Annotated in this window: 17 protein-coding genes and 3 pseudogenes; 10 read left to right on the forward strand and 10 right to left on the reverse strand. The window is 45.2% G+C overall.

Annotation, left to right across the window (positions count from 1 at the left end):
- Positions 1-877: 877 nt before the first annotated feature.
- Positions 878-2,466, reverse strand: a pseudogene (gene gshA / locus GPLA_RS13330) (glutamate--cysteine ligase).
- Between the two features lie 111 nt (positions 2,467-2,577).
- Complete coding sequence (locus GPLA_RS13335; RefSeq protein WP_007105449.1) at positions 2,578-5,454, reverse strand: M16 family metallopeptidase; 2,877 nt, start codon at positions 5,452-5,454, stop codon at positions 2,578-2,580.
- 105 nt (positions 5,455-5,559) lie between these two features.
- Between GPLA_RS13335 and GPLA_RS13340 the strand changes: the two genes are divergently transcribed.
- The 3 genes from GPLA_RS13340 to GPLA_RS13350 are packed head-to-tail and all read left to right on the forward strand — an operon-like array spanning position 5,560 to position 7,726.
- Positions 5,560-6,123 (forward strand): Hpt domain-containing protein, encoded by a 564-nt coding sequence (locus tag GPLA_RS13340; protein ID WP_007105450.1) that lies wholly within the window; start codon positions 5,560-5,562, stop codon positions 6,121-6,123.
- Entirely contained in the window at positions 6,116-6,826 is a 711-nt protein-coding gene (locus tag GPLA_RS13345) for a TIGR01621 family pseudouridine synthase (protein ID WP_007105451.1), read from the forward strand. The genes GPLA_RS13340 and GPLA_RS13345 overlap by 8 nt, the downstream gene beginning before the upstream one ends.
- A gap of 6 nt (positions 6,827-6,832) precedes the next feature.
- A complete protein-coding gene (locus GPLA_RS13350; RefSeq protein WP_007105452.1) occupies positions 6,833-7,726 on the forward strand; it encodes a ketopantoate reductase family protein in 894 nt (297 codons plus the stop codon).
- A gap of 95 nt (positions 7,727-7,821) precedes the next feature.
- On the opposite strand, the gene lysS is transcribed toward GPLA_RS13350, so the two are convergent.
- From lysS to GPLA_RS13375, 5 genes and pseudogenes are all read right to left on the reverse strand, one after another.
- Positions 7,822-9,375 carry a lysine--tRNA ligase gene (gene lysS, locus GPLA_RS13355; protein WP_007105453.1) on the reverse strand — a complete coding sequence of 518 codons (1,554 nt, stop codon included), beginning with the start codon at positions 9,373-9,375 and terminating at the stop codon, positions 7,822-7,824.
- Positions 9,376-9,418: 43 nt separating this feature from the next.
- Positions 9,419-10,517 (reverse strand): peptide chain release factor 2 gene (prfB, locus tag GPLA_RS13360; RefSeq protein WP_153810564.1). Its coding sequence is split into 2 segments (ribosomal slippage): positions 9,419-10,441 and positions 10,443-10,517, totalling 1,098 coding nucleotides; the frame shifts between segments, so codons are not numbered across the junction.
- Positions 10,518-10,703: 186 nt separating this feature from the next.
- Positions 10,704-12,441, reverse strand: a pseudogene (argS, locus tag GPLA_RS13365) (arginine--tRNA ligase).
- Between the two features lie 77 nt (positions 12,442-12,518).
- Positions 12,519-14,105, reverse strand: a complete 1,587-nt coding sequence (gene prfC, locus GPLA_RS13370; protein WP_007105456.1) for a peptide chain release factor 3 — start codon at positions 14,103-14,105, stop codon at positions 12,519-12,521.
- A gap of 256 nt (positions 14,106-14,361) precedes the next feature.
- Positions 14,362-15,009, reverse strand: coding sequence for a LexA family protein (locus GPLA_RS13375; RefSeq protein ID WP_007105457.1), 648 nt, complete (start codon positions 15,007-15,009; stop codon positions 14,362-14,364).
- Between the two features lie 117 nt (positions 15,010-15,126).
- Between GPLA_RS13375 and GPLA_RS13380 the strand changes: the two genes are divergently transcribed.
- The 7 genes and pseudogenes from GPLA_RS13380 to eexS all read left to right on the forward strand — a co-directional run bounded on the left by GPLA_RS13380 (position 15,127) and on the right by eexS (position 18,803).
- Positions 15,127-15,378, forward strand: a complete 252-nt coding sequence (locus GPLA_RS13380) for a helix-turn-helix domain-containing protein (RefSeq protein ID WP_000451746.1) — start codon at positions 15,127-15,129, stop codon at positions 15,376-15,378.
- 55 nt (positions 15,379-15,433) lie between these two features.
- Positions 15,434-16,304 (forward strand): annotated as a pseudogene (locus GPLA_RS13385) (hypothetical protein).
- Positions 16,291-16,953, forward strand: a complete 663-nt coding sequence (locus GPLA_RS13390; RefSeq protein WP_007105460.1) for a DUF6475 domain-containing protein — start codon at positions 16,291-16,293, stop codon at positions 16,951-16,953. The pseudogene GPLA_RS13385 and the gene GPLA_RS13390 overlap by 14 nt, the downstream one beginning before the upstream one ends.
- Positions 16,940-17,488, forward strand: a complete 549-nt coding sequence (locus GPLA_RS13395) for a lytic transglycosylase domain-containing protein (protein ID WP_007105461.1) — start codon at positions 16,940-16,942, stop codon at positions 17,486-17,488. The genes GPLA_RS13390 and GPLA_RS13395 overlap by 14 nt, the downstream gene beginning before the upstream one ends.
- On the forward strand, positions 17,485-17,784 hold the full coding sequence (locus GPLA_RS13400; RefSeq protein WP_000210563.1) for a flagellar transcriptional regulator FlhD: 300 nt from the start codon (positions 17,485-17,487) through the stop codon (positions 17,782-17,784). Before GPLA_RS13395 ends, GPLA_RS13400 begins: the two co-directional genes overlap by 4 nt.
- Positions 17,781-18,314: a FlhC family transcriptional regulator gene (locus GPLA_RS13405; RefSeq protein ID WP_000566755.1), complete on the forward strand. Its 534-nt coding sequence runs from the start codon at positions 17,781-17,783 to the stop codon at positions 18,312-18,314. Before GPLA_RS13400 ends, GPLA_RS13405 begins: the two co-directional genes overlap by 4 nt.
- 57 nt (positions 18,315-18,371) lie before the next feature.
- The gene (gene eexS, locus GPLA_RS13410; RefSeq protein WP_007105462.1) at positions 18,372-18,803 is read left to right on the forward strand and encodes an entry exclusion protein EexS; all 432 of its coding nucleotides are present in this window, start codon (positions 18,372-18,374) and stop codon (positions 18,801-18,803) included.
- Between the two features lie 32 nt (positions 18,804-18,835).
- Here eexS and GPLA_RS13415 read toward each other — a convergent pair whose 3' ends face one another.
- Genes GPLA_RS13415 through GPLA_RS13425 form a run of 3 tightly spaced genes read right to left on the reverse strand, consistent with a single transcriptional unit; the run spans position 18,836 to position 24,744 of the window.
- A complete protein-coding gene (locus GPLA_RS13415) occupies positions 18,836-22,405 on the reverse strand; it encodes a conjugal transfer protein TraG N-terminal domain-containing protein (RefSeq protein ID WP_007105463.1) in 3,570 nt (1,189 codons plus the stop codon).
- 3 nt (positions 22,406-22,408) lie between these two features.
- Positions 22,409-23,797 (reverse strand): conjugal transfer protein TraH, encoded by a 1,389-nt coding sequence (locus GPLA_RS13420; protein ID WP_007105464.1) that lies wholly within the window; start codon positions 23,795-23,797, stop codon positions 22,409-22,411.
- A 2-nt stretch (positions 23,798-23,799) separates the two neighbouring features.
- On the reverse strand, positions 23,800-24,744 hold the full coding sequence (locus GPLA_RS13425; protein WP_007105465.1) for a thioredoxin family protein: 945 nt from the start codon (positions 24,742-24,744) through the stop codon (positions 23,800-23,802).
- Between the last annotated feature and the right edge of the window lie 219 nt (positions 24,745-24,963).

A 24,963-nucleotide genomic window follows, 5' to 3' on the forward strand; every position in this document is an offset into this window, starting at 1 on the left:
ACCAAAAGCGACCTAGCTCATCTGAGTACCGGGTATGTTTTCAACAATTCCCTCTACATCCTCTGCTTTTTATGCCGATTGTTAGCCAATTCATTTATTTTCAACTTTCTGTGAACTAAATGCACAATACACCGGTCATATTTAGCGTGTGTTTTAGTTTATGTGTGTTTCCAAAAAAACCTTTAGCCTAGCTTTTTAGCTGGGCTTTTTTTACCCGTAAATCAGTCACCATAAACCACCTAATTCACCTGAGTACCGGGTATGTTTTCAACAACTTCCTCTACATCCTCTGCTTTTATGCCAATGGTTACCAATTCATTTATTTTCAACTTTCTGTGAACTAAATGGGCAATGCACCGGTCATATTTAGCGTGTGTTTTAGTTTATGTGTGTTTCCAAAAAAACTTTTAGCCCAGCTTTTTAGCTGGGCTTCTTTTTATCTTAAAATAAACTCTAAGATCATAGGTAAGCAATCGCTGTTAACGGCATATGCGCGTTAGTCTAGTGTGAGCGTTTTATCCGCCTAAAGCGCAGACAAACCTATTCATCAATGGTGTCACCAAATACTTCATATAAGTGTATGAAAGGCTATGGCCTGGCCTAGGTAGACTGCCCTTATTCTCCCTTTGTAACTATTTTATCAAGCAGTGAACTAATGCTCGAGACCGGCGTCTTATAAATGTGTGTTTTAGTTTATGTGTGTTTTAGTTTATGTGTGTTTTAGTTTATGTGTGTTCCTGATCAACATTTCAGCCTGACTTTTTAGTCGGGCTTTTTTTGCCCGTAAAATTAAACAAATAGCGATAAACGCCAGACATAAAAAAACCCGGCAATTGCCGGGCTATAAAATAGTTTTTCACCTAGAACTAATTCGATATTAATCAAATTGATAGGTAAAGTAGTCACTCAGGAATGCATCAAAACTGACACTGTCAGACTGTTCGATATGATGCTGTGCATCTAAAGAGCTAAGCGCATGCTTACGTAACATATCAGCGTCAAAAAACTGATATTCAGCCTCGTTTAGGCTTTGCTTGTAATGCGCCGCTAATTCAACCCCTAGGGCACCGTTATCTTGGTTTTTGTTTAACAAAATCCCCAAAATTTTAGCCGATGGTGTCAGATCAGGATCAACTATTTTCTGCCACTCTTGCTCAACAGCCAAGCTGTATTCAGCCACTTTTAGATTCGAATCGAGCACTTTGGCAACTTGACGGATACCTGTAAATATTTCAGCCGCCCAATCGCGCATGGGTGATTTTTGGCCATTTGTGTCTAATTTAAGCGCGGGATCTCGGCCATGATCAACCACGGCGCGTAAGTTTAGTTCTGTTTCTCGATAGGAGTCTGGGGTCATATCCGGGCTTGGCATCACTAAACAATAAAGTAAAAATGCATCAAGAAAGAAAAACTGATTGCGCTCTATACCCAATTCACTAAATGGATTCACATCAAGCGCCCTGACTTCAATATACTCAACGCCACGAGCATGAAGCGCGTCGGTGGGTTTTTCTAATGGTTTCGTTGGCTGCTTAGGACGAATAGGTGAATACAGTTCGTTCTCAATTTGCAACACGTTGCTATTAAGCTGCTGGTATTTACCATCTTTTTTACCAGCAAATTTTTCAAATATTTCAGACGGCGTGCTAATGGCTTTTCGCAATGATGTGATATAGGTATCGACTTGGTTGTAACATGTCGTCAAACCAGATTGTGCGCTATTGGTATAACCTAGGTCACTCATTCGTAACGATGTAGCGTAGGGTAAATACAGGGAGCCTTTGCCAATAGCTTTGAAGGGTAACTTAGTAGTTTTTCCTTAATAAACGAACTGCATAAGGCTGGGGACGCACCATATAAATAAGGGATCAACCAACAAAACCGGCGGTAATTCCTGATAAGGGCGAAGTACGCAGCAGATTTTGTTTCTTTGTTATTTTCAGTCCCCTCTACTTGGGATAACCAATGTTGCCAAAAATCGTCAGGTAAAGAGAAGTTAAAATGCACCCCTGCTATCGCTTGCATCATACTGCCATAGCGGTTTTTCAAACCTTCTCTGTATAAGCTTTTCATTTTGCCTACATTAGACGTACCAAACTGAGCTATCGGAATTTGACTCTGATCGTCTATGTAACAAGGCATGCTCATAGGCCATAAACACTCCTCCCCTATATTGGCTAAGGCGAATTTATGCACATCACGTAATTGTCCAATGGTTTTATCCACGTTCCGCTCTGGCGGTGTAATAAACTCTAGCAGGGACTCTGAGAAATCAGTGGTGATATAGTCATGGGTTAATGCCGCGCCTAATTTTTCATTGTGAGGCGTTTGCGCTAACTGACCATTAGGTTTAATACGCAGCGCTTCACGTTCGATACCGTGGCATATCCCTACCAATGTTGAGGCAAGGTCATCACCCGCCAATATAGCCAAACGTTCGCTAAAATCTTTATCTAATGTCTGCAAAATGAATTCCAATATAGTCAGCAACCCACAGTAAATGGGGAGCCTTGAAGTTTTTTCAAGGAATATAGACCCGCCCAGAGCGTTTTTTCACTCAGTGCGGGGGATTAATTATTAATATTCAACATTCAAGTCAACAACATCTCTACCAAGGGTAGCTAATTGTTGACGGATAATACTTGCGTCTCCAACCACCACAATTTGCATCGAATGGGGATCCAAGACCTTGGCTGCCAAAGTATTTAATTCTTCTTTACTGATATTATGAATAATGTCAGTTTGCGTTGCTCGATACGATTTATCTAGATCATATGTAAGTAAGTGACGTAAAAATCCGGCTTTGCTTGACGGGGTTTCATACTCTAACGCATCCCCTTGAGTAAAGGCGTTGCGCATCAATTCCAATTCATCCTGAGTCATACCTTGCTCGTGATAAAGACCTATCTCATTCAACATCTCACGTAATCCGTCAGCAGTATTTTCTTGCTTCAAGTCAGCACTGGCATCAAACCAGCCCAATGTTTTACCGCCAACAAAATTAGTTGAAGCTCCGTAGGTATAGCCTTTATCTTCACGTAAATTCAAATTAATACGACTGCTAAAAACACCACCTAGGGCAAAATTCATTAACTTACTTCTAAATTGCTCTCCCGTAGCGTCATAGGGTAAATAGGGTTTAAAAATAGATACCACAGATTGCTTAGCCCCAGGCTTGTCGACTAAATAAATCACTGGTTTTCCCATTTTAGGAAATTCAGCATAATCATTTATGTCATATTCTGTCGCTGGCCAAGAGGTCAAAAATGATAAGGCTGTCTGGAGAGATTTTTCTTCAATATCGCCGACAATAACTACGTTCGCTTTTGCCGGGGAATAATACTGCTGATAGTAACGTTTCACATCATCCAAGGTGATATTACTAAGAGTTTGCAAGGTGCCAGAATCAGGCAGACTGACTCGATTATTCTCACCAAATAGTAATTCACTCACCGCGCGGCTTGCCAGCACGGATGGGTTTTTAACTTGCTGTTGAAGTGACTGTACGGTGCGCTGCTTAAGACGTAAAAAGTCATTTTCTAAAAACGCAGGATTAAATAGCTTTTTGTTCAGCAACGTCAAGGTCGCATCAAGGTTACGGGTTAAGCTACTTATCCGTACTGTGGTATAACGGCCATTTGCATCAAAGCGAATACTACTGCCTAACAGCGCTAACTGATTGGCCATTTCTTCATTGGTAAACCCTTGGGTGGTCTCATTCATCATCTGAGCCGTCAACGAAGCCAAACCCGCCTTATTAAGCGGATCGAGCAAAGGGCCGCCTTCCATATTAAAGCTGATTGAAACGGTGGGAGTTTCTTTGCTGTCTAAGGTAACTAACGTCAAACCGTTGGCATAGGTTTTTTCATCAAAGTCCGGCACGCCCACCACCGGTGACGGCCCCGCTGGAGGCTGAACACTGCGGTCAAAATTATCATTTATTTGCGCTTGTGCGATGTGTTGCTTAACCTTGCTTACTTCATCAAATTTACGCACAGGGGGAGTATAGTTCGCCGCTTTAACAGCAAGTTCTCCATGGCCCTTGGGCACTATGCTTAACACCACGCTGGGCTTATTTTTAATATAACGCTGATAAACCCGCATGACATCTTCTGCTGTCACCGCGTTGTAACGATCAAGATCAGACTGAACCATGTCAGGTTCATCATCAAAAGTTTGATTCGACGCTAAAGTAGAGACCTTTCCTGATACACTTTGTAAGCCGAATAATGTCGATGTTTCGATGCCAACCTTAGTGCGGTTTAAGTCATCTTCATTTACCCCACGTTGTTCAAACTCTTTTAGAGTTTGCTCAAATCGTTTATATAGCTCAGATAAATTAGTACTGTTTTGTGGATTCGCTAACGCAATAAGCTGAAACTCACAGGCCAGTTCTTGACAAGGGTGAGATACCAGCGCTTGAACGGCATAACCATCCTTAACCATATTCTTATAAAATAATGATGTTTTACCGGCCCCTAGTATATTGGAAAGTACATCAAGTGGTGCTTCATCCGCGTGACGCACATAGACAGTTGGGTAAGTCACTTGTAGCAGTGGCAAATGCACTTCGTCTTCTAAGGTCACGTAGCGAGTTTGCTCTAAGGTCACTAGCGCCTTTTTGGCATTTTCTACACTTGGTCCAGGTGGGATCGGGCCGAAGTATTTATTCGCCCACTTAAGCACTTGTTCTGGCTCAATGTCACCACCGATTGTCAGTACCGCATTATTGGGACCATACCAGCGCTTGAAAAATGCTTTTAAATCATCCACATCAACACGATTTAAATCTTCAATATAACCAATAGTCGACCAAGAATAAGGATGTCCTGATGGATACAAGGCTTCCGAATTACGTTCTCCTCGCAAGCCATAAGGTTGATTATCATAACTCTGCCCCCGTTCGTTTTTAACCGTTTCACGCTGCACCTCAAACTTCTCTTGTGTAACCGAACCGAGTAAAAACCCCATGCGGTCGGCTTCTAACCAGAGCATTTTTTCAAGCTGATTGGCAGGTACGGTTTCAAAATAATTGGTGCGATCTGAATTGGTGGTACCGTTCATATTACCACCCGCTTCAGTCACAATTTTAATGTGCTCATCATCAGCAACATTTTTTGAGCCTTGAAACATCATATGCTCGAAAAAGTGGGCAAATCCTGATTTCCCGATTTCTTCGCGAGCTGAGCCGACATGGTAAGTGACATCTACGTGAACCAATGGGTCAGAATGATCTTCGTGTAATACCAGAGTAAGGCCATTGGCTAAACGATATTTCTTATACGGAATACTGACACTGTTCTTGTCAGCTAAGTGTTCAGTCACCAAGGTCACCCCTGAGGGTAAATTTATTGTCGACGGCTGTGTAACAGTACTGGTAGGTTGACATGCGACGAGGAGGCCAGCAAATGCCGATAATATAACGATTTTTTTCACCACGAGAGACTTGCCCATTGATTTACACTAGTTTAATAGTCTACCCTTTCAAACATAATAAAGTCACTCAGCTTCTGCTGTATGAATCGCCGCTAAACGTTATTTGATCTGAGGATCGTGTGCATGAATCAAGACCCTGTAATTTTCGACGTAGACTTTGCATTACGCCAATTTAGTGGCAATGAGAGCTTGTTAGTTAAGATGCTTGGTAAGTTTACAGAGCAATATTCAAGTATCGAACAGTCGCTTGTCAGTGATATTCGCTTACAAAATTTTGATGCCGTAGGCCAGCAAGTTCATACCATTAAGGGAGTAAGTGGCAATTTAGGCATGACCGCATTGCATCAAGCCAGTCGTGACTTTGAGGCACATATAAAAAGTGAAGCTCCTGATTCGGTCGATTGCACAAGCTACGTGGCCGTGCTTAAACAGACACTCACCGCAATAGATCAGTATGCAAACGCCTCAGCAGAGAGCAACAACGCTTCTGCGAATGACGCAACGGGTGCCGGTAACCCACAAGGTAAACAAGAGCTACTTACCGCGTTGAAAAGAAATGAATTTATTACCCCAAGTAAACTCGATCAATATATACGAGATTGCGCATTAGACAGCGCTGGCCAAACCGCACTGCGCAGTGCGATTGATGATTTGGACTATTCCGCGGCGATTGCTTTGCTTGAGTAGTTTACGCGAGTCCACCATCGATATTATTTTCGACCACCCTGACTTTATTGTTATCAACAAGCCGATGGGTATAAGTGTACAAAATGAACTCGATGCAGACGGTATTTTACCCCTTATCACAGCCCAACAATCTGTTGCCAAATACTGGTTGGCGCATCGTTTAGATAAAGTGACCTCGGGCTTACTTATTCTGGCCAAACATGCTGAAGCAGCAAGCACGTTAGGTAAGTTATTCGAAGCACGTCAAATAGAAAAGTACTATGTTGCGCTTGGCACAGCCAAACCCAAAAAGAAGCAGGGAATGGTTCACGGTGCTATGAAAAAAATCCGCGACGGTAAATGGGCATTAAACAAAGACGGTGCTGCTGTCGCTACCACGCAGTTTTTTAGTAAAAGTGTGTCGCCGGGTATTCGATTATATTTATTAAAACCCCTGACTGGGAAAACCCATCAATTACGGGTGATGATGAAAAGCTTAGGTAGTCCGATATTAGGTGACAGCTTGTATAAAGGCATGGAACAAGACAGAACATACTTGCATGCATATTGCTTGCGTTTTACCTATCAAGAACAAGAAATAAGCCTATGTTGCCCTCCGAATATGGGTGAGTTATTTCTTGCACCCGCGTTTCAAATTGCCTTACAAGATTACGTTCAACCTTGGCTACAAAACTGGCCAACGAGCAAAGCTAGCAAGGGGTAAGCGGCAATGAAATTAGCTATTGTTGGCAACGGGGCCATTGGTAATTTAGTTGTCTTAAAATCCTATTTACAGCATCAAGACTTTGCTGTTATTTCACGTACAAAACAAACGTTTACCTTGGCTGCTACGGATATTCATCAACAAAAGCATAATATTCCTATCAGCCTGATAGATTATCGCCCACTACATGACGTCAATATAATCATACTACCGGTTAAAGCGTACCAAATAGTGACCGCGGTCACTGAGCTAAAACCACATATGAATAACGACCAAACCCTCGTCTTATTGCACAATGGCATGGGTGTAATTGAAGCGGTAAAAGCCTTACTACCACAAAATCCGATTATTGCCGCAACGACCAGTCACGCCGCCTATAAGCCAAATATGCATAGCTTGGTAGAAACGGGGCTTGGTGCATGTCACTTAGGTTATGTCGCCAATGAGAATGAAATTACCGCCCACCAGTGCAACGCTCTGCTAACGGCATTGCTCGCACCCTGTACTTGGCACACCAATATAGAACAAGCCCTGTGGGATAAACTGGCAGTTAACGCTGTGATTAATCCACTCACAGCAATACATAAAATAAAGAATGGGCAGTTGGCGCTTGGACAATATCAATCCATTATCACTGACATTTGCCGCGAAACCGCCAATGTCATAAACGCGAGCGGGTTTAATGCGGATGACCGTGTTCTGGTGCACAACGTCATGCAAATAGTGAACGCCACCAGCGAAAACTATTCGTCTATGTACCAAGACATAAACCATCAACGTCCAAGCGAAATTGCTTTTATTAATGGTTATATCTGCCAAGAAGCAAAAAAACAGGCTCTGAAAGTACCCGTTAACCAAGACTTGTTTAAGCGTATCCGCGCCTTAGAAGAGTACAACTAGACTCGCATTCAAGCCCTCCTTTTTCGTCAATGAACATAAAAAAAGCGCTTATAATAAGCGCTTTAAGGTGGACATATGCTCGCTAAAAAGGTTGATTATTCAGCTTTTTCAGCACTCGCTTCCGGTTTCATGTGCGGGAACAAGATCACGTCCTTGATAGTTTGACTGTCAGTAAACAACATCACCAAACGGTCAATACCAATCCCCTCACCCGCAGTAGGCGGTAAACCATATTCTAAAGCTCGAATGTAGTCATCATCGAAATGCATGGCTTCATCATCGCCTGCGTCTTTCTCTGCCACTTGCTTTCGGAAGCGCGCAGCTTGGTCTTCAGAGTCATTTAACTCAGAGAATCCGTTGGCTAATTCACGGCCACCAACGAAAAACTCAAAACGGTCGGTCACAAAATGGTTATCATCGTTGCGTCGGGCAAGAGGCGAAACTTCCCAAGGATAGGCCGTAATGAAGGTCGGCTGATCAAGTTGCTCTTCAGCCGTCGCTTCGAAGATTTCACACAGGTATTTACCCGCGCCCCAAATACCGTCCACTTCAGGCTCTTTAATGTGTAACTGCTTGGCCATGACTTTAAGTTCATCAAGATGTGCTTCAGGATCATTAATCGCGGTTACATTGGCTTCAGGCCAATATTTAATGACCGCTTCGCTCATGGTTAAACGCTGGAATGGCTGATCAAAGTCGTAGGTTTTCTCTTCAATGACATTACCTTCTGTGTCTTTGATGGTATTTTTAACGATAGCACTGCCCAATACGTCATTTGCAACCGTACGTAACATTTCTTCGGTCAAGTTCATCAAATCGTGGTAATCCGCATAAGCCTGATAAAACTCAAGCATAGTGAATTCTGGATTATGTCGTGTTGATAAACCTTCATTACGGAAATTACGATTAATTTCGAACACACGCTCAAAACCTCCAACCACTAAACGTTTCAGGTAAAGCTCAGGGGCTATACGTAAATACATGTCTATGTCTAGCGCGTTATGGTGCGTGGTAAACGGCTTAGCCGATGCGCCACCAGGGATAACCTGCAACATAGGTGTTTCGACTTCCATAAACTTACGTTCGCTTAGGAAGTTACGAATACCGGTCACGATTTTGCTGCGGATCATAAAGGTTTCGCGAGTTTGTTGATTGGTGATCAAATCAACATAACGTTGGCGATACTTGGTTTCTTGATCAGCTAGCCCGTGGAACTTTTCAGGTAATGGACGCAATGACTTGGTCAACAATTGATATTCATTCATGTTGACATATAAGTCACCTTTACCTGACTTGTGTAGCTCACCTTTAACACCAATGATGTCGCCAATGTCTAAGCTGGTGTAGCGCTCTTTAATGTCTTTCTGTGTATCTTTTGAAGCATAAGCCTGAATACGACCCGTCATGTCTTGCAACAACAAGAATGGCCCGCGCTTGGCAAGAATACGCCCGGCAATACTGACCACATTACCCAGCTCTTCTAATGCTGATTTTTCATGTTCGCCAAATTCAGCCTGTAGATCTTCGCTGTAAAACTCGCGACGAAAGGTATTGGGGAAGCCGTTTGATTTACAGTTTTCACGGATCTGCGAAAGTTTAGCTCGGCGCTCAGCTATGAGCTTATTTTCATCTTGTTGCTGTTCAGTCATCGACTTTCCTGATTCTAGTGGCTGTATATTAATGTGAGTTTACTTACAAACCAGACTTTAAACTGGCTTGTATAAATTTGTCTAAATCACCGTCCAACACGGCTTGCGTGTTGCGCGTTTCAACTCCGGTGCGTAAGTCTTTGATCCGCGAATCATCGAGTACATATGAACGGATCTGGCTGCCCCAGCCAATATCTGACTTACTGTCTTCCATGGTCTGTTTCTCGTCGTTTTGCTTTTGCATCTCGAACTCGTACAGTTTCGCTTTAAGTTGCTTCATGGCTTGGGCTTTGTTTTTATGCTGTGAGCGGTCATTCTGGCACTGCACAACAATATTCGTTGGTTCGTGAGTGATACGTACCGCGGAATCAGTTCTGTTTACGTGCTGACCTCCCGCTCCAGAGGCGCGGTAAGTATCAATACGTAAATCAGAGGGATCAATATCAATCTCGATATCATCGTCAATTTCGGGATACGCAAATACGGATGCAAATGACGTATGACGGCGACTGCCCGAATCAAAAGGGGATTTACGTACCAGGCGATGTACACCTGTCTCAGTGCGCAACCATCCAAAAGCATACTCGCCTTCAAACCGTATGGTCGCACTTTTAATGCCCGCGACGTCACCGTCTGACATTTCAATTAATTCAGTCTTAAAACCATGAGCTTCGCCCCAACGCAGATACATACGCAATAACATGCTAGCCCAATCTTGCGCTTCAGTACCACCGGAACCGGATTGAATATCGATGTAGCCGTCGTTTGCGTCATTTGGTCCACTAAACATACGTCGAAACTCTAGCGTTTCAAGCTGGGTAACCAGTTCAGCTAAATCTTTTTCGGCTTCATCTAAAGTTTCTTGGTCGTTTTCTTCTACCGCTAGCTCTAACAGCTCTTCAACGTCAACACAGCCTCGCTCAAGCAGTACAATCGTATCGACGACTTGCTCTAGGGCAACTTTTTCTTTGCCGAGGGCTTGAGCGCGTTCTGGCTCGTTCCACACATCAGGACTTTCTAATTCGCGGTTAACTTCCTCGAGGCGTTCACTTTTTTGATCATAGTCAAAGGTACCCCCGAAGTGATGCCGTGCGCTGCTTTACATCACTAATCGTATTTAATATTGGATTGATTTCGAACATAAATCTTAACATTGCTATAGCGGTTGAATGACGGCGGATTTTACCGGATTTTATCCGTTAATGACAGATCTGAGCCTGCTGGAAGTAAAAATCGCCTTAAACTTAGACCAACATTTCATGATTAAAAACACAACACCCGCTAAAAAGCGGGTGTCATCAAGCTGATTTAAAACCTTTACGCGTCTATTACATGCGCTCCATGGTATCGATACCCAACAGACCTAAACCTGATTGCAATGTTTTAGCGGTTAACGCAGCAAGTGTCATGCGACTGTCGCGCACGTCTTGCTCGATGCCCTCTTTTAACATAGGACAAGCTTCGTAAAAACTCATAAACAAGCTAGCCAGCTCATACAAGTAAGTACACAGCACATGGGGGTGTCCCTTCAGCAATCACTTGATTAATGGCTTCAACATATTGCAGTTGTTTTACCGCTAACATTTTCTCTTGTGGCGCATCGAGCATAACAGCGGCGTTAAGCGTTAAATGATCGACGCCCGCTTTACGGAAAATACTCATTACCCGGGTATATGCATATTGTAAATAAGGCGCGGTGTTGCCTTCAAAACTCAGCATGCTGTCCCAACTAAACATGTAGTCTGTGGTACGGTTTTTACTGAGATCAGCATATTTTACTGCACCGATACCAATTTTATTGGCCAACACTTTTAACTCATCAGCCGTCAAATCTGTTTCCCGTTTACCCAGCAGTGCTTCTGCTCGTTCCACTGCTTCGTCAAGTAACTTCACGAGTTTGACCGTACCGCCGGTACGGGTTTTAAAGGGACGACCATCATTGCCTAACATCATCCCGAACGGGCAATGCTCATAGGTTTGCTCAGGTGTAATAAAACCAGCTTTACGGGCAACCAATTCTGTTTGTTTAAAATGCAATGCTTGACGCGCATCCGTTAAAATCAACGTGCGATCAGCATGCAGGGTACCGCAGCGATGGCGTATTGCCGCTAAATCTGTAGTGGCATATAAATAACCGCCTCCTGATTTTTGCACTATGTAGGCAGCTGGGTTTCCTTCTTTATCGGCCAGCTCTGGCAAAAATACCACTTGGGCACCTTGGCTTTTTACTGCCAGACCTTTTGCTTGTAGTTCACTGACAACATTGGCTAAATCCTGGTTGTAGGCACTTTCCCCCATGATGTCATCACGGGTAAGGCTAACATTTAATTTGTGATAAACCTCTTCGCTGTGCGTAATGGACACATCGATAAAATTTTGCCATAGGGCTAAGCAATGGCTATCACCGCCTTGCAGTTTAACCACATATTCACGAGCCCTGTCGGCAAACCCGTCCTCTTCGTCAAAGCGCACTTTGGCTTCGCGGTAGAAGTCTTCTAAATCAGATAGGGCGGTTTCCGCCACTTGGTCGGCTTGCAGTTTGTCATTAAGGTGTGCCAGCAACATACCGAATTGCGTGCCCCAATCGCCCATGTGGTTCTGGCGTATGACATTATGCCCCATAAATTCTAGGGCTTTTACCACTGCATCCCCAATAATGGTGGTGCGTAAATGGCCTACGTGCATCTCTTTGGCAAGATTCGGTGAAGAGTAATCCACCACCACATTCTGACTTGGCTGAGCTTCAATATTTAAACGTTCGTCAGCTGCGGCACTCGCCAGCTGAGTTGCTAGCCAGTCTTTGCTTAAATAGATATTGATAAAGCCAGGGCCGGCGACTTCTAGTTTCTCTGCAATATCATCAAGCTCGACAGCCTCAACGATTTTATCAGCAATATCCCGAGGTTTTTGTTTTAACACTTTGGCCAGTGCCATAGCACCATTAAATTGATAGTCGCCAAATCCCGCACGGGTAGCACGGCTAAGAGGCGCGGGTGAGTTTTCAGGGGCGCCAATTGCCGTCAACGCGGCGCTAAATTTTTTCAATAACAGTGTGTGTAAATTCATATTTTTAAAGCCAATAACCGTATTCGTTGATCACATGAAATATGTGAATTCAGGCGGGGGCTATGTGCCCCAAGCCATTAATGCTCGCGAGTTTGATGAAACTCTATATCAGGATAGCGCTCTTGGGCCAACGACAGATTCACCATAGTCGGCGCGATGTACGTTAGGTTATCACCGCCATCGAGGGCAAGATTGGCCTCCGCTTTGCGCTGAAACTCATCAACTTTTCGTTCATCTTTACCGTAGATCCAGCGGGCAGTGGCGACGTTAATGTGCTCGTACAAGGCATCCACGTTGTATTCGCCTTTTAGGCGTGCAACTACCACGTCAAACTGCAACACACCCACGGCGCCAACAATCAAATCGTTGTTTTGCAACGGTCTAAATACTTGTACTGCGCCTTCTTCAGAAAGTTGAATAAGGCCTTTAAGTAGCTGCTTTTGCTTCAATGGATCACGTAATCGAATGCGTTTGAACAATTCGGGCGCGAAGTTTGGAATACCTGCAAAACGAAATTTATCACCTGAAGTGAAGGTGTCACCAATCTGTATAGAGCCATGGTTATGCAACCCGATAATGTCACCCGCATAGGCTTCATCTAGTACTTCCCGGTCACCAGCAAAAAAGGTTAGCGCATCGGAAATACGCACATCTTTGCCGATACGGCTTTGGTGCATCTTCATGCCTTTTTGGTACTTGCCTGACACGATACGGCAAAATGCAATACGGTCGCGATGTTTAGGATCCATATTGGCTTGAATTTTAAAGACAAAACCGCTGAATTTTTCATCTTTTGCTTGGACACTACCCTGGTCTGTTTCACGGCCTTGCGGTGACGGTGCCCACTCAACGAGTCCATCTAGCATGTGATCAACGCCGAAGTTCCCCATGGCGGTTCCAAAGAAAACCGGCGTAAGTTCACCGGCGATAAATTCGGCCAAATTAAACTCGTGGGACGCGCCTTTAACCAATTCTAGCATTTCACGTAGCTCCCCGGCATACACACCAACCGCAGCATCTAGCTCTGGGTTATCAAGCCCTTTAATAACTCGCCTTTCTTGAATGGTATGACCTTGACCGGTGCTATACAGAACCGTTTCATCACGCAATAAATGGTATATCCCTTTGAATTCCTTCCCCATACCAATCGGCCAGGTAATGGGCGCACACTTGATATTTAACACACTTTCTACTTCATCGAGTAAGTCGATAGGATCTCGAGTATCCCGATCAAGTTTGTTCATAAAGGTAATAATGGGTGTGTCGCGTAAGCGCGTGACTTCCATTAACTTGATGGTTCGTGCTTCAACGCCTTTTGCCGCATCAATGACCATCAAACAAGAGTCAACTGCCGTCAATGTGCGGTATGTATCTTCTGAGAAATCTTCGTGACCAGGGGTATCTAACAGGTTTACTAGGCATTCAGAATAAGGGAATTGCATAACAGATGTGGTGACGGATATGCCCCGCTCTTTCTCCATTTCCATCCAGTCAGATTTGGCATGCTGTCCCGATTTTTTACCTTTTACGGTACCAGCACGTTGCAATGCATTACCGAACAACAATACCTTTTCGGTAATCGTAGTTTTACCTGCATCCGGGTGGGAGATGATAGCAAAGGTCCTTCGCTTATTGATTTCATTGAGAAAATCTTGGTTTGCCATGTATAAATTCTTTTAGTTTGTACACGGATTTGTACACACTTTTGGAAGTACTCTCTTTTCAGTTCTTCGCTTGTCAAATCCGTCGTGTTAATCGTAATTGGCCGCTATTTTCGCTGATCTTGACTTTATAAACAATCAATGGTTATCTAATCGGTTACCATTTACTCTCAGCGTGCACCAATGCTCAGTTGTAGCTGTTTGCAATCGTTGCTTCTTCAGCTAATGAACAACTGTGGCTAAACCACAAATTCCTTCGCTACCAGAAATCGATGATAGCTTGTCGTACTACACCGATGATGGTGCAGTTGCCGTTGATCGGTATTGCAGGGTATTGCGGGTTCAAAGGTTTTAGATACTTCTGTTCACCATCAATAACCAACTGCTTAAAGGTTGCTTCTTTCGAATCATCCAAACGCGCAACAACCAATGAACCTGATGAGTAAGGTAACTCAGGATCAACAACGATCACTGCTCCCTCAGGTATGGATTTTTTTCCGCTTGGATTTTCCATACTGTCGCCTTTTACGCGAAGTGCGAAACAACCCTCATGTGCTTTCCCAGTGACGTCACGCCACTCCTCAGCATCTTCATGGGCAAATCCCTCCGCTATTTCAGTCCAATCACCGGCCTGAACCCAGTTAATGAGAGGAATTCTTCCCTTAATATCAGGCCCGACTTCTACATTACCGACCCCCAAGCCAATCTCGCCATCACCTGTGGCGAGCCAATGAGCATTCACGCGAAGCGCTTCCGCGATCTGCATGGTGTAACGAGACCTAGCCGATTTACCAGAGCAAATCTGGCTGATCGACTGCTGTTTGATACCAATGCGACGAGCCAACTCAGACTGAGTCACCCCAGTAAGCTGCAAGGCATGGTTTAGTCGTTCGGATAAAGTTTTCATAAGCCCGTATTCTACAAATAAAACTGTAGCCTTTCAACAATTTTAACTGTTGACTTACCTACAGTTTAAACTGTAACATTCAATCTTGTAACAGTTATTATTGTAACAGGAGACGGTATGGAAGTGTTCAACACGACACAAAAACATCTCCGCCGTGCCATTGACTTGGTCGGCGGGCAATCAGCATTAGCACGAGCCATCAACTCAAAACAGCAAAACGTCTGGTTTTGGTTGAATAAATCAGGGCGTGTTCCCGCTGAATTCGTTTTACCCATCGAACAAGCTACGCAAGGACAGGTAACCCGATCTCAGTTAAGACCGGACATCTATCCCGAATGCCCAAGCGAGCTGAAAGCCAGTAACCAGTAGGATTAAGGGCAAATAATGGTCAGCATTTTACGTAAACACAAAAGCGAGTTCCTCCATGCGTGATTATGGCAAGGTCTATACCCGCTTTTGGCTAAAGCAAAATGTTTTGTCCTGGAGTGACTCAGCGAAGTTGCTAGGACTGTATTTGCTTACATGCCCGCATTGTAATTTGCTTGGCTGCTTTCGATTACCGATTGGTTACGTTGCTTCTGACTTGAACTGGGATGATCAACAGGTTGCCAAGGCTCTAAATGAGTTAGAACAAGATCAGTTCCTCATTCGTTGCGAGGAATCCGGTTGGACTTTGATTCGGAGCTTTCTGAAGCACAACCCAATCGAAAACCCAAACCAAGGTAAAGCAGCCTTTCGGTTGCTTAAAGATGTACCTGCCGACTTCGTTGGTATGGCATCGCTTTTGAAGTCACTTGCCGCTTTCCAAGCACGGCTTCCAGAAGAATTTTCATCATTGTTTATGCCTGATGGCAACCCGGTAAGGGACTCTCAACGGTCGGATGACTCTGAGAGAAGCAATAAATCAACAGTTAAAACTGTTGACCACATACAGTTTGAAGACTTCTGGGAGGTACAAATACGCAAAAGAAAAAAAAGCGAAAGCCAAAGAAGAATGGCTACGCATGGGCCTCAATGAAGACCATGAACTCGCCTTGGAAGTGCTAACACGCTGGAAAGAGCAACGAGACAACCGATTACAGTATCAAGATCGGACTAAGACCCCAATGCCACATAACTGGCTTTTAAACCGGCAATGGGAAGACGAGTACGTTCGCATTGATGAAGTACAGCAATCATCGACGAGCCTAAAGGGCAGCAATCACCAATTGAATATTGAAGAAAGCAATCGCCGCATTGCTGAAAGCTGGGCCGGACCAGGTATTCGGGAGGTTCGTTCAAGTGCAGGAGGTTGATAAACGCGAGTTTGCTGAAGTTTGGGGAGCAGCTTGGGCCATGTATGGCAAAAGCGTATCACCACAATTGCTATCCATCGCATTTGAAGCCCTTCGTGCTTATAGCATTGAAGAAGTGCGAATCGGTCTGACTCGGCATATTCAATCACCGGATACTGGGCAATTTTTTCCAAAGCCCGCTGACGTCATCAAGCATATCGACGGCAACTCAGGTTCAAGAGCCATGGTTGCTTGGAACAAAGTTGACAAGGCTGTTCGTCAGGTTGGCGCTTGGACATCCGTGATGTTTGACGATGCGCTTATCCACCGCGTGATTTCAGACATGGGTGGATGGGTTGAACTCTGCAAGGTTGATGACAGGGAATACCCCTTTAAGCAAAAAGAGTTTTTAACACGCTACCAGGCTTACTTGCTACGGGACGAAGTGGGTGAATACCCAAGGCTATTACAGGGTATTGCAGACCATCAGAACCAGCAAAAAGGATTTGATATGCAAGCGCCTGTTGCCGTAGGCGACTGGTCAAAAGCGGCACAAGTTTATACGAGAGGCATCGCCGACTTTAGCGCAGTGCCATTAAAAAGAATAAGCCCGAAAGCCATTCAGGCGCTTCTCGGAAATCAATTAGAGGACAAAAATGAAAACGATTAAAGCAAAAACCATTGCCCTAGTGATAGCCATGTCCGCAAGCACTTCAGTCTATGCGTTTCCGGGCTATCAGTGGGAAAAAGCAGCACAAAGCGTTGGTATTGATCCAGTCATGCTCTACGCCGTTGCCTTGGCTGAGTCGGCCTCACATCGTGGTCTCAACATGACTAGTCCATGGCCATACGCAATCCGCAATGGTTCAAATGCAACCTACGCCAAATCTAAGACAGAAGCAGAGCAACTGTTAAACCAAGCACTGCAAGAGAGTGAAAAATACCAGCTCGATATTGGCCTAATGCAAATCAATTTGCATTGGCACGGACATCGAGTGAGCTCAGCAGCAGAACTGCTAGACCCCATCACCAACCTAACTGTCGGCTCCAATATTTTGGCCGAAGCAATCAAATCTTCACCAAACGATTTAGAGCTTGGCATAGGCCGCTATCACAGCTGGAACGAAGAGCGTGCAAGCTGGTATGGGCAAAGAGTGCTTTCTATTTATCGCAATATTTTACATGAACTGGAGGTCCGTCAATGACAACCAATCAACAAGACTTCTATCAATTAAATTTGGCATACCTACACGCAGCACGGGAATTGGCGCGCATTGATCCGCAAGAGGCGGTCTTGCGCTTTGGACTTACACGCGATGTGGTTGATGCGCTGATTAATGCTGGAGTTGACGACCTGCAACGAGTGGCGACCTCATCATTCATGCTGTTTCAACCAAGGGGTAACCAAAGCCAACTGATTGAGATGGTGAAGAGCAAAGGCACAGGTATCCCAAGAATCGCTTATTTATTATCAACCCTAAACAACAAGGGGGATGCATGATTGATAACCTGTCCAAAAGTGAGCTGTTTACCCGAGCTTCGCTGCTTATTAAATACGGATTTCGAACAACCATTATCGCGCTCGATACAGGTTTGCCAATCCACATTATCAGAAGGCTCCACAAAGAAGTGACTGGCAAGTCACCTTGTCCTGGTCAATTGCCAGAATCTGATGCCATCGTTAAAAGTAGAAGAGCCTTGGTTGAAGGCTCCCTGCTGATGGCGCTTTATGTCAATATTGGTGGTGACAATGTCTACAAGCAATTAAATATTGATGCTTTGATGAAGGCTTACGATGCGTACTTGGTTGCAAGAAAAGAAGCAGATCTTCCAGCTGAAATCCCCTGGAAAAAACTAACCATCAATGAAGGTTGGGTTCTAGCTCGTGATTTAAGATCACAGCTTGCATCCTTACACCGGTGTCGGTGCGGCAGTCTGTATTTGACGGTATCACAACAGCGCATTCAGCTTAAATGTCCTGTGTGTGAGATTATGGCCGAGCAAACCACTAGAGCACTTTTTGAGAACTAACATGCTGATGCATGATTTGATTGTGCACCGCCCGTGCACTTTGAGAGTACTAAGAAGATGACAAACTTACTTAAATCTTTACCAGCACGCTGCTGGTTTATATCTCTGGGGCTTTTTCTGGCGACTTTGGCTGCGGCTCATTTTTTTCCATCAGAAATATTAACAGCATTTGCCAAGTTAGCGGCTTTGCCATTTCTGATTTGCACCATCGTTTTTTTCAGCTACTTGGGATTCAAAGCGACCTGTAATCCCATCGGACTTATAGCCATCATCACTCTGCTTGTAGCAATCGCATATTGGCAAGCGAGTTGGACAATTGTTGGATTGGGACTCTTTTTCTTAGCTATTTGTACTGGAATTAGATTCTTGAGCAGCCAAGTTAAAGATTCGGGTAGAACTTTGAGCATTGAAGAAAAATGGTATTGGTATAAGCTCCATTCGTTTTTTGATGGCTTTTATCCAAGGTATCCCAAAAAGCCAAAAAAATAGCCAGCCCACCACAAGCTGGCTACCTTCTATTTTCAGTTCCTTCCTGATGCTTGGTTATAGGCCCTAATATCGATCAAGTTGTTCTGAGCATAATCTCCCGCAAGCGATGCATTTGAGATCACCGCTATCTGCTTATCCACAAATGCTTTATCTTCTTCGGACACACTGTCAGGAATGTAAGCGCCACTCTCATCCTTTTGACGATACTCATTTAGCATTTGCTCCCTTAGACCTAGCATTTCAGGCGACCAACTCGATGAGTCTTCAGAGTTGAATACGCGCCCCGCCAAACCTTCATTGAAAGCTTGAGCGAACACTTGACTTTGAATCGGGGTCAATCCCATTCTCTGCCCTTCACTGTATGCTTCCTGTTTAAAATCATCGGCGTACTGTTCTAAGAACTCACCGTATCGATTGTTAACTGCTGCACCGAATGCCCCAGCCAACATGGCTTCAGACTTAGTGCCCCAGTTAACTTCGGAGGCATACTGCGAACTCGATCCACTGTATGCATCATTAAACGCCGTCAAAGGGTTCTCCAAAGAGGTTCCGGCATCAACGGCGGCTTTTAACCCATCCCATGTTGATTTGCTGGCCACCGTTGCATTGTGCAAGAAACCTCGTGAGCCAGGTTCTGCAAGGGCTTGCTCCTTGTAACTCTCATAGTCTTCGCCAAAATGATTCAAGGTATGCAATGCTGCATCAGTATGCTTGCCACTGAAATCACCAATAGCACTGGCGCTGTTGAAGAACATTTCAGCACCAGAGACTCCGCTATCATCAGCCATAATGCGAGATCGCCACTGAGAGCCAGCTTCACTGTTTAGTCCAGATTGATAGGTACTTGTGTCAGAAGCTACGGCCTGCTGGGCTTGTTGCTGATGCGCATTCAGCTGTCCATCTACACTGGACAGATTGGCTTGGTAAGCTGATTGAGCTGAGTTGAACTGCGTTTGAACTGTTGCAGCATCCTCATAGCCTCCCAGAACACCCGATTCCACTTGGCTTTGAGTGCCTCCAAAAGTAGGTGCTGTTGATGACAAGCCTTCATTAGACCGCGGTTGAATAGATCGTAAATCGGCTCCGGTAGCCATGGCCATAACAGTCATTGCTGCTTGATAATCATTGTCTCGTTCAGCGGGCGTTGAGGAGTTGCTATAGGTTAAAGACTCCATAGCTGCGGCCACATACGCCTGATTATCATCAGGTAGCAAGCGCTGATACATTGGAAGGTTTTCACGTAATCGGTTACCTGCTTCAACATGCTGGTTCATATAGCGACCTAAATAATCCATGACTTCAGGATTATCCGCTGCTAATCGAGTTAACGTCGCACCATCCGTGTTCCTTTGTCCTGATAGACTGTAGCTGGCCTGATCAAGCTCACTAAAGCGGTTTGATGCCGTTATAACGTCTTGTGCTGAACTCTGAAGTGACTGATAGTCTTGATTAGACAACGACATCTCAACGCCAGAGCGTCTTGAATCTGAAAGGTCCTTAACCATCGCATCGCGAAACTCAGCACGTCGTGAATCACTCGATGCCAAGCTTTCCATCTCCCCAGTGAGCGTATTTGCCGTCGTAGACCGAGAACTGCCTTCTGACGACTCAACTTGGCCACTAAAGTTACCACCTAGATCCAACCCAGCTCGTACCCTTGATAGTTTTGGTACACGAGATGAATCTGGCTTATCAACTCCAGGCAAATTACCCTGTGGAGAATCATTGCCGCCCGTTCCAAGAAGCCTCCCAAGAAACCCCTTATCGGCAACTTCTTTCTCACCGGGATTAGTAATGGTTCCATCGCCTCCAACCCTTAGTCCGCCAGATAACACGCCCGATACCAAGCCACGTACAGCATCTTTTTTATCGTCTCCAAAACCATACCGAGTTTGTAGGTCATCAGTAACCTGATTAACAACGGCGCTAGATGCGGAGTTAGATGAGCCGATCTGACGTCCAACCGAAGACAGGTTGTCGTAACTTAGCTTTTCACCAAAAGTTCGACTCATAGTATTCCCAACCTGACGACTAAAGGCTTGGGTTGCCTGAGTCATGGATTCTTTTGCAGAGCCGACCATTGAACCCACTGCGTTTCCTACAGAGAAACTGCTTAGTAGGTTTGACGCGCCGGTCATCGCAGAACCCGTAAGGGCTGAATTTTGGAACATTGACTGTGATTGCATTACCGGGGCATTTTTCGCGACATCTGGACTTGCCATCTTTTCATCAATGGCATCACCGTTTTGAAGACGTCCAGCCAAGTGGGTAGCGGTTATTGCTGAGCCATACACGAGCATGAGCGAAATCGCCGGAACACTCGACGCCAACATGCCGCCAGTCGCTATCCAGGTTTGCAGCACTGAATCCATCTGCATCATCCCAGCAAAAGATGGCACTTCTGTACCTGCAAAGGCATCAAGCGACGACATTTTCCCAGCAACGGTTAAATGAATATACAGGTTAATGATGGCCATGACAGGCATCCAAAGTTGTATCCAAAGCAGGATTAACAAGTACTTCCCGGCCATTCGCATCCCGATTTGACCAAGGGCAATCACAAAGGCCATCAATGGGGTGATGGCGTAAATGAAGCCCTCAAAAAACGTCATCATCGGACGAACAATACTTTGGAAAAGAGTCTGCTCCGCCGCCCATTGTGTATTGCGCTGCTCAATCGCCTGGTTAACCATAACGGCTGCGGTGAAAGCTTGATCATCCATATACTTGCCCGTCACGCTTTGCTCATAAATAGGCAAAAGCACTGACGCGGTCATGTACTCTTGTGTGTTAACCGAAGCCAAACCAAGGTTATTCAGTGCATTTCGGATCACGTCATCAGTGTCCGTTGCTGACGAAGTCCCCAATGAGGCTGACAGAACCTGTTTAAGCCTTGGAATGAAGGTTGATTCTGTCATGAGTTTCAGTTGGCTGTAGGCGTCGGTGCAGTCCAGATCGCTACTGCTACCACTGAGCATGATGCGCGTGCCATAAATGCGCGAATCAAACCTAATCGCAGTCATCGGGTTAGGATCACTCAGCACCTGATCTAGGTTCTTTTGGCCGATGTCGATGCCAATCAAGGTGCACTCTTTGATGTAGTTAAACCATGATTGCTCGATGTCTGAGCCGCCGACACGATTTGCATCACCCAACCCAGAGCGATCCATCACCTGTTTTCTCACTTTAATCAGTGACTGCAAACTGGATGCAAAGCCGTATTCCGTCATCGCGGGAGTTGAGAACGCCGTTTCAAACAATCGCGTGATTTGAAAGCCAACAGTCGAAATCGTACTGCCTGCGGCAGCAACACCGATGGGCACATTATCAACCACTCGAACTTGCCCCGTATACGCATCCTCAATGCTCACTCGGGTACTGGGTCCAAACATGGTTGCAAAGACTAGCCATGAGACTAAAACGTGCTGAAAGTTAATCCCACGACCGCCTTGCATTAAGGCCTGAACAGAGACCATCAATACCCCAATGAGCAAGCCAATGCGAACCATTGAAGTAAAGTCGCCTGTACCAGTAATCATCGCGACAGCGTTCAAGACCTGCTCTAAAAATGCCGAATCCCCGATGGAATAGATCTCCCACATGACCTATTCCCCCAGTGCCGTAGATTTAACGGTGTAATAACGCTGTTTGCGAATGGTCTGAATCACCTGATTAAAATGCGCCAGCAACTCTTGCTCTGAGCCGTATCTTCGCTGTAACGCGGCGTACTCCTCATTGATTTGGCGACGTGCACGTTCAAGGTCTTCGGTTAACAACTTCGCATAGGCATGATCTTCCACACCAGAGGTGCTTCTAGCTGCGTTGAGCATGTCTTCAACCAATGCCCGCGCCATTTCAACAGCAATAAATGGTGCTGCTCGTGAAGCAAACGACCTAGCGGCCCCTTCATTTAATGCAGAAAGTGTTCGAATCATGCCGCCAATGCTCGCAGGAGCCGATGTCATAAAAGCCTTTTCGGTGGTGCTAGCAGCTCCTGTATTTCGAGCAAACTTAAAAATAATGCCGTTACTGGAACCTGTACCAAGAAGTAAATTTTCTACTTGGGTTGATAACCCCGTCAGGGTCACGTTAGTGATTGTCGGATTCAGACAGCCGTCTTGTGTCACTGTGTCACATCGGTACATAGCGACGTTACCGCCGTGAATTAGATGCTCAATAGTCACTTTATTGCCATTCAGTCTGGTCAGTTTCGGGGCTTTACCTTGGCCATCAGCGGCATTAGCTAGATCACCAACAATGATCGAACCAGTCACCGACATAACTGCTTCAAGAAAACGGTCATCCCCCGATGCAAACCAGCTTGATGCCGAATGACGTTTCAGTGCTCGCCAAACCAAATTACCTTTAATCGTTCTGTTTACATCAGATGCCGCGACACTCGAAGCGTTCTCATATGGGTTCTTACCATTGGACTCACTCCAACTGGTAAAAACGTCTCCAGCCCCTTTAAGTGAGCTCAACATGCTGGCTTCTGTTTGCCCCTTTTTACCAAAAGCAGCCAGAGTATCGTTCACGACTCCCTGAGCCATTTGACAGGAATTGCCAAAATACTCGTTTAACTGCTGGATTTTCTTTTGCAGTGTCTCCATGTGCTGGGAGCATTTCTCACACATAGCACTGAGCGCCAATTGGAATGCATACCCCTTGGCGTTTGCAGCAACAGAGCGAAGTAATTGAACAAACTGATCCGCGTTAACAAATGACAAACTTCCCGCGAACATATCAATGCCGCCACAACCGGCTTGGAATGACGGTGGCACCATAGAGACGAGGTTCTCGTTCATGATCCTGTTACGAACAACAACGCTTCCTCCAGATATAACGCCACGCCGCTGACTCTCGAATACACCAGGCGCAGTGGTGTTGGTCATTGAACCAAACAACTGGTTCATCTCCTGTTGCAAGCTTGCTTGGCTCATAGATGAAAAACCAATCGCACAGGCGATTAGCGATACTCGGATTACTTTTTTCATTGTTATAACCCTCCTTGTGCACGCAGATAGCGAACAAGGAACTCAGGGTCCTGTAATATCTTTTCGTTAAGCTCTTGGGCTGACATCGCGAGTGACACGCCGGGTTGAACAGGTCTGGTGGCATAGTAAGTTTGATCGTCAATCCAACCGGCTTGATGGGCTGCGAGAATGATTCGATTATTGAGCTCATCAAGGCTCATTGCGCCTTGTCCAATCGGAGTAATAACGTTAGGCGGGTCAACTAAGAACACGGCAGGGACAGTCGTAACGGACAAGGATTGTGCTTGTCCTGAATCGACTTTGTAATTGGGAAACTCTCCACCGGGTAAAGGCAAGCCATCGACAGCAATAGCAAACACCTCGAACCCATAGTTCAAGGCCATAGATTCGATGATAGGCGCTTGAGCATGGCAATAAGGGCAATCCGAACGATAGAAGAAGAACAAGCCAGCCCGTTTTGCTACTTCACCTAAAGCTACATCACGTTGAGCGCCAGCTTCTCGATCCATCCGATTGGCGGCATAAGTCGCCAGTGGTCTGCGACTGATTTCATCCAAAACAGGATCGCCCATGACCACCTGCTGACTAACATCAGCAAACTGTGAGCCCTTATCCATCATGACTCGCTGGAGATACAGATAGGCTCTGACATTCTCATTCGTCGGCTCATCAATTGCCTTGTCCATGAACGACTGCATGTGCTCTCGGAACCATGCGGCACTGAAAGGCTTTAGCCCGCTCTGACTCGACTCTGCCGCACCTGATTCCGGCTTTATAGGCTCTTCATCCTCTGCTGGCTCAGGAATGACCTGATACCAAAACCAGCCTTCCTGACCACGCTGATAGAATTGCCCATCACTGGCATGGGCGGGCAGGATGAATAGAAAGAAAATAATGATTGGGATGGTCACCCATAGGATGAACCAAGGGAACAAGGGGGTTCTCATTGTCAGCTCCAGAAAATTTCATAGAGCTAACATGCTAATGATCCCGGTAAGAGCGATTGGCCAGATAGATGAATGAATCGTGTGTTTTTCTGACTAGCTGTTGTGACCAGTAACAACAGCTAATTTTAACGAGCCAAATTTATGATTGGACCGCTTTGAGCGAAAGGACTAAACCGCTCTCGCGGTAGGGCTGCCGCATCAACGTTGTAAAAACTACAA

Origin of the sequence: Paraglaciecola polaris LMG 21857, assembly GCF_000315055.1 — a bacterium.
GTDB lineage: Bacteria > Pseudomonadota > Gammaproteobacteria > Enterobacterales > Alteromonadaceae > Paraglaciecola > Paraglaciecola polaris.

Coding starts and splice junctions, on each gene's coding strand:
- GPLA_RS13335 (WP_007105449.1), bottom strand. CDS start 5,454: ATGGGCAAGTCTCTCGTGGTGAAAAAAATCGTTATATTATCGGCATTT.
- GPLA_RS13340 (WP_007105450.1), top strand. CDS start 5,560: ATGAATCAAGACCCTGTAATTTTCGACGTAGACTTTGCATTACGCCAA.
- GPLA_RS13350 (WP_007105452.1), top strand. CDS start 6,833: ATGAAATTAGCTATTGTTGGCAACGGGGCCATTGGTAATTTAGTTGTC.
- lysS (WP_007105453.1), bottom strand. CDS start 9,375: ATGACTGAACAGCAACAAGATGAAAATAAGCTCATAGCTGAGCGCCGA.
- prfC (WP_007105456.1), bottom strand. CDS start 14,105: ATGGCAAACCAAGATTTTCTCAATGAAATCAATAAGCGAAGGACCTTT.
- GPLA_RS13375 (WP_007105457.1), bottom strand. CDS start 15,009: ATGAAAACTTTATCCGAACGACTAAACCATGCCTTGCAGCTTACTGGG.
- GPLA_RS13380 (WP_000451746.1), top strand. CDS start 15,127: ATGGAAGTGTTCAACACGACACAAAAACATCTCCGCCGTGCCATTGAC.
- GPLA_RS13395 (WP_007105461.1), top strand. CDS start 16,940: ATGAAAACGATTAAAGCAAAAACCATTGCCCTAGTGATAGCCATGTCC.
- GPLA_RS13400 (WP_000210563.1), top strand. CDS start 17,485: ATGACAACCAATCAACAAGACTTCTATCAATTAAATTTGGCATACCTA.
- GPLA_RS13405 (WP_000566755.1), top strand. CDS start 17,781: ATGATTGATAACCTGTCCAAAAGTGAGCTGTTTACCCGAGCTTCGCTG.
- eexS (WP_007105462.1), top strand. CDS start 18,372: ATGACAAACTTACTTAAATCTTTACCAGCACGCTGCTGGTTTATATCT.
- GPLA_RS13415 (WP_007105463.1), bottom strand. CDS start 22,405: ATGTGGGAGATCTATTCCATCGGGGATTCGGCATTTTTAGAGCAGGTC.
- GPLA_RS13420 (WP_007105464.1), bottom strand. CDS start 23,797: ATGAAAAAAGTAATCCGAGTATCGCTAATCGCCTGTGCGATTGGTTTT.
- GPLA_RS13425 (WP_007105465.1), bottom strand. CDS start 24,744: ATGAGAACCCCCTTGTTCCCTTGGTTCATCCTATGGGTGACCATCCCA.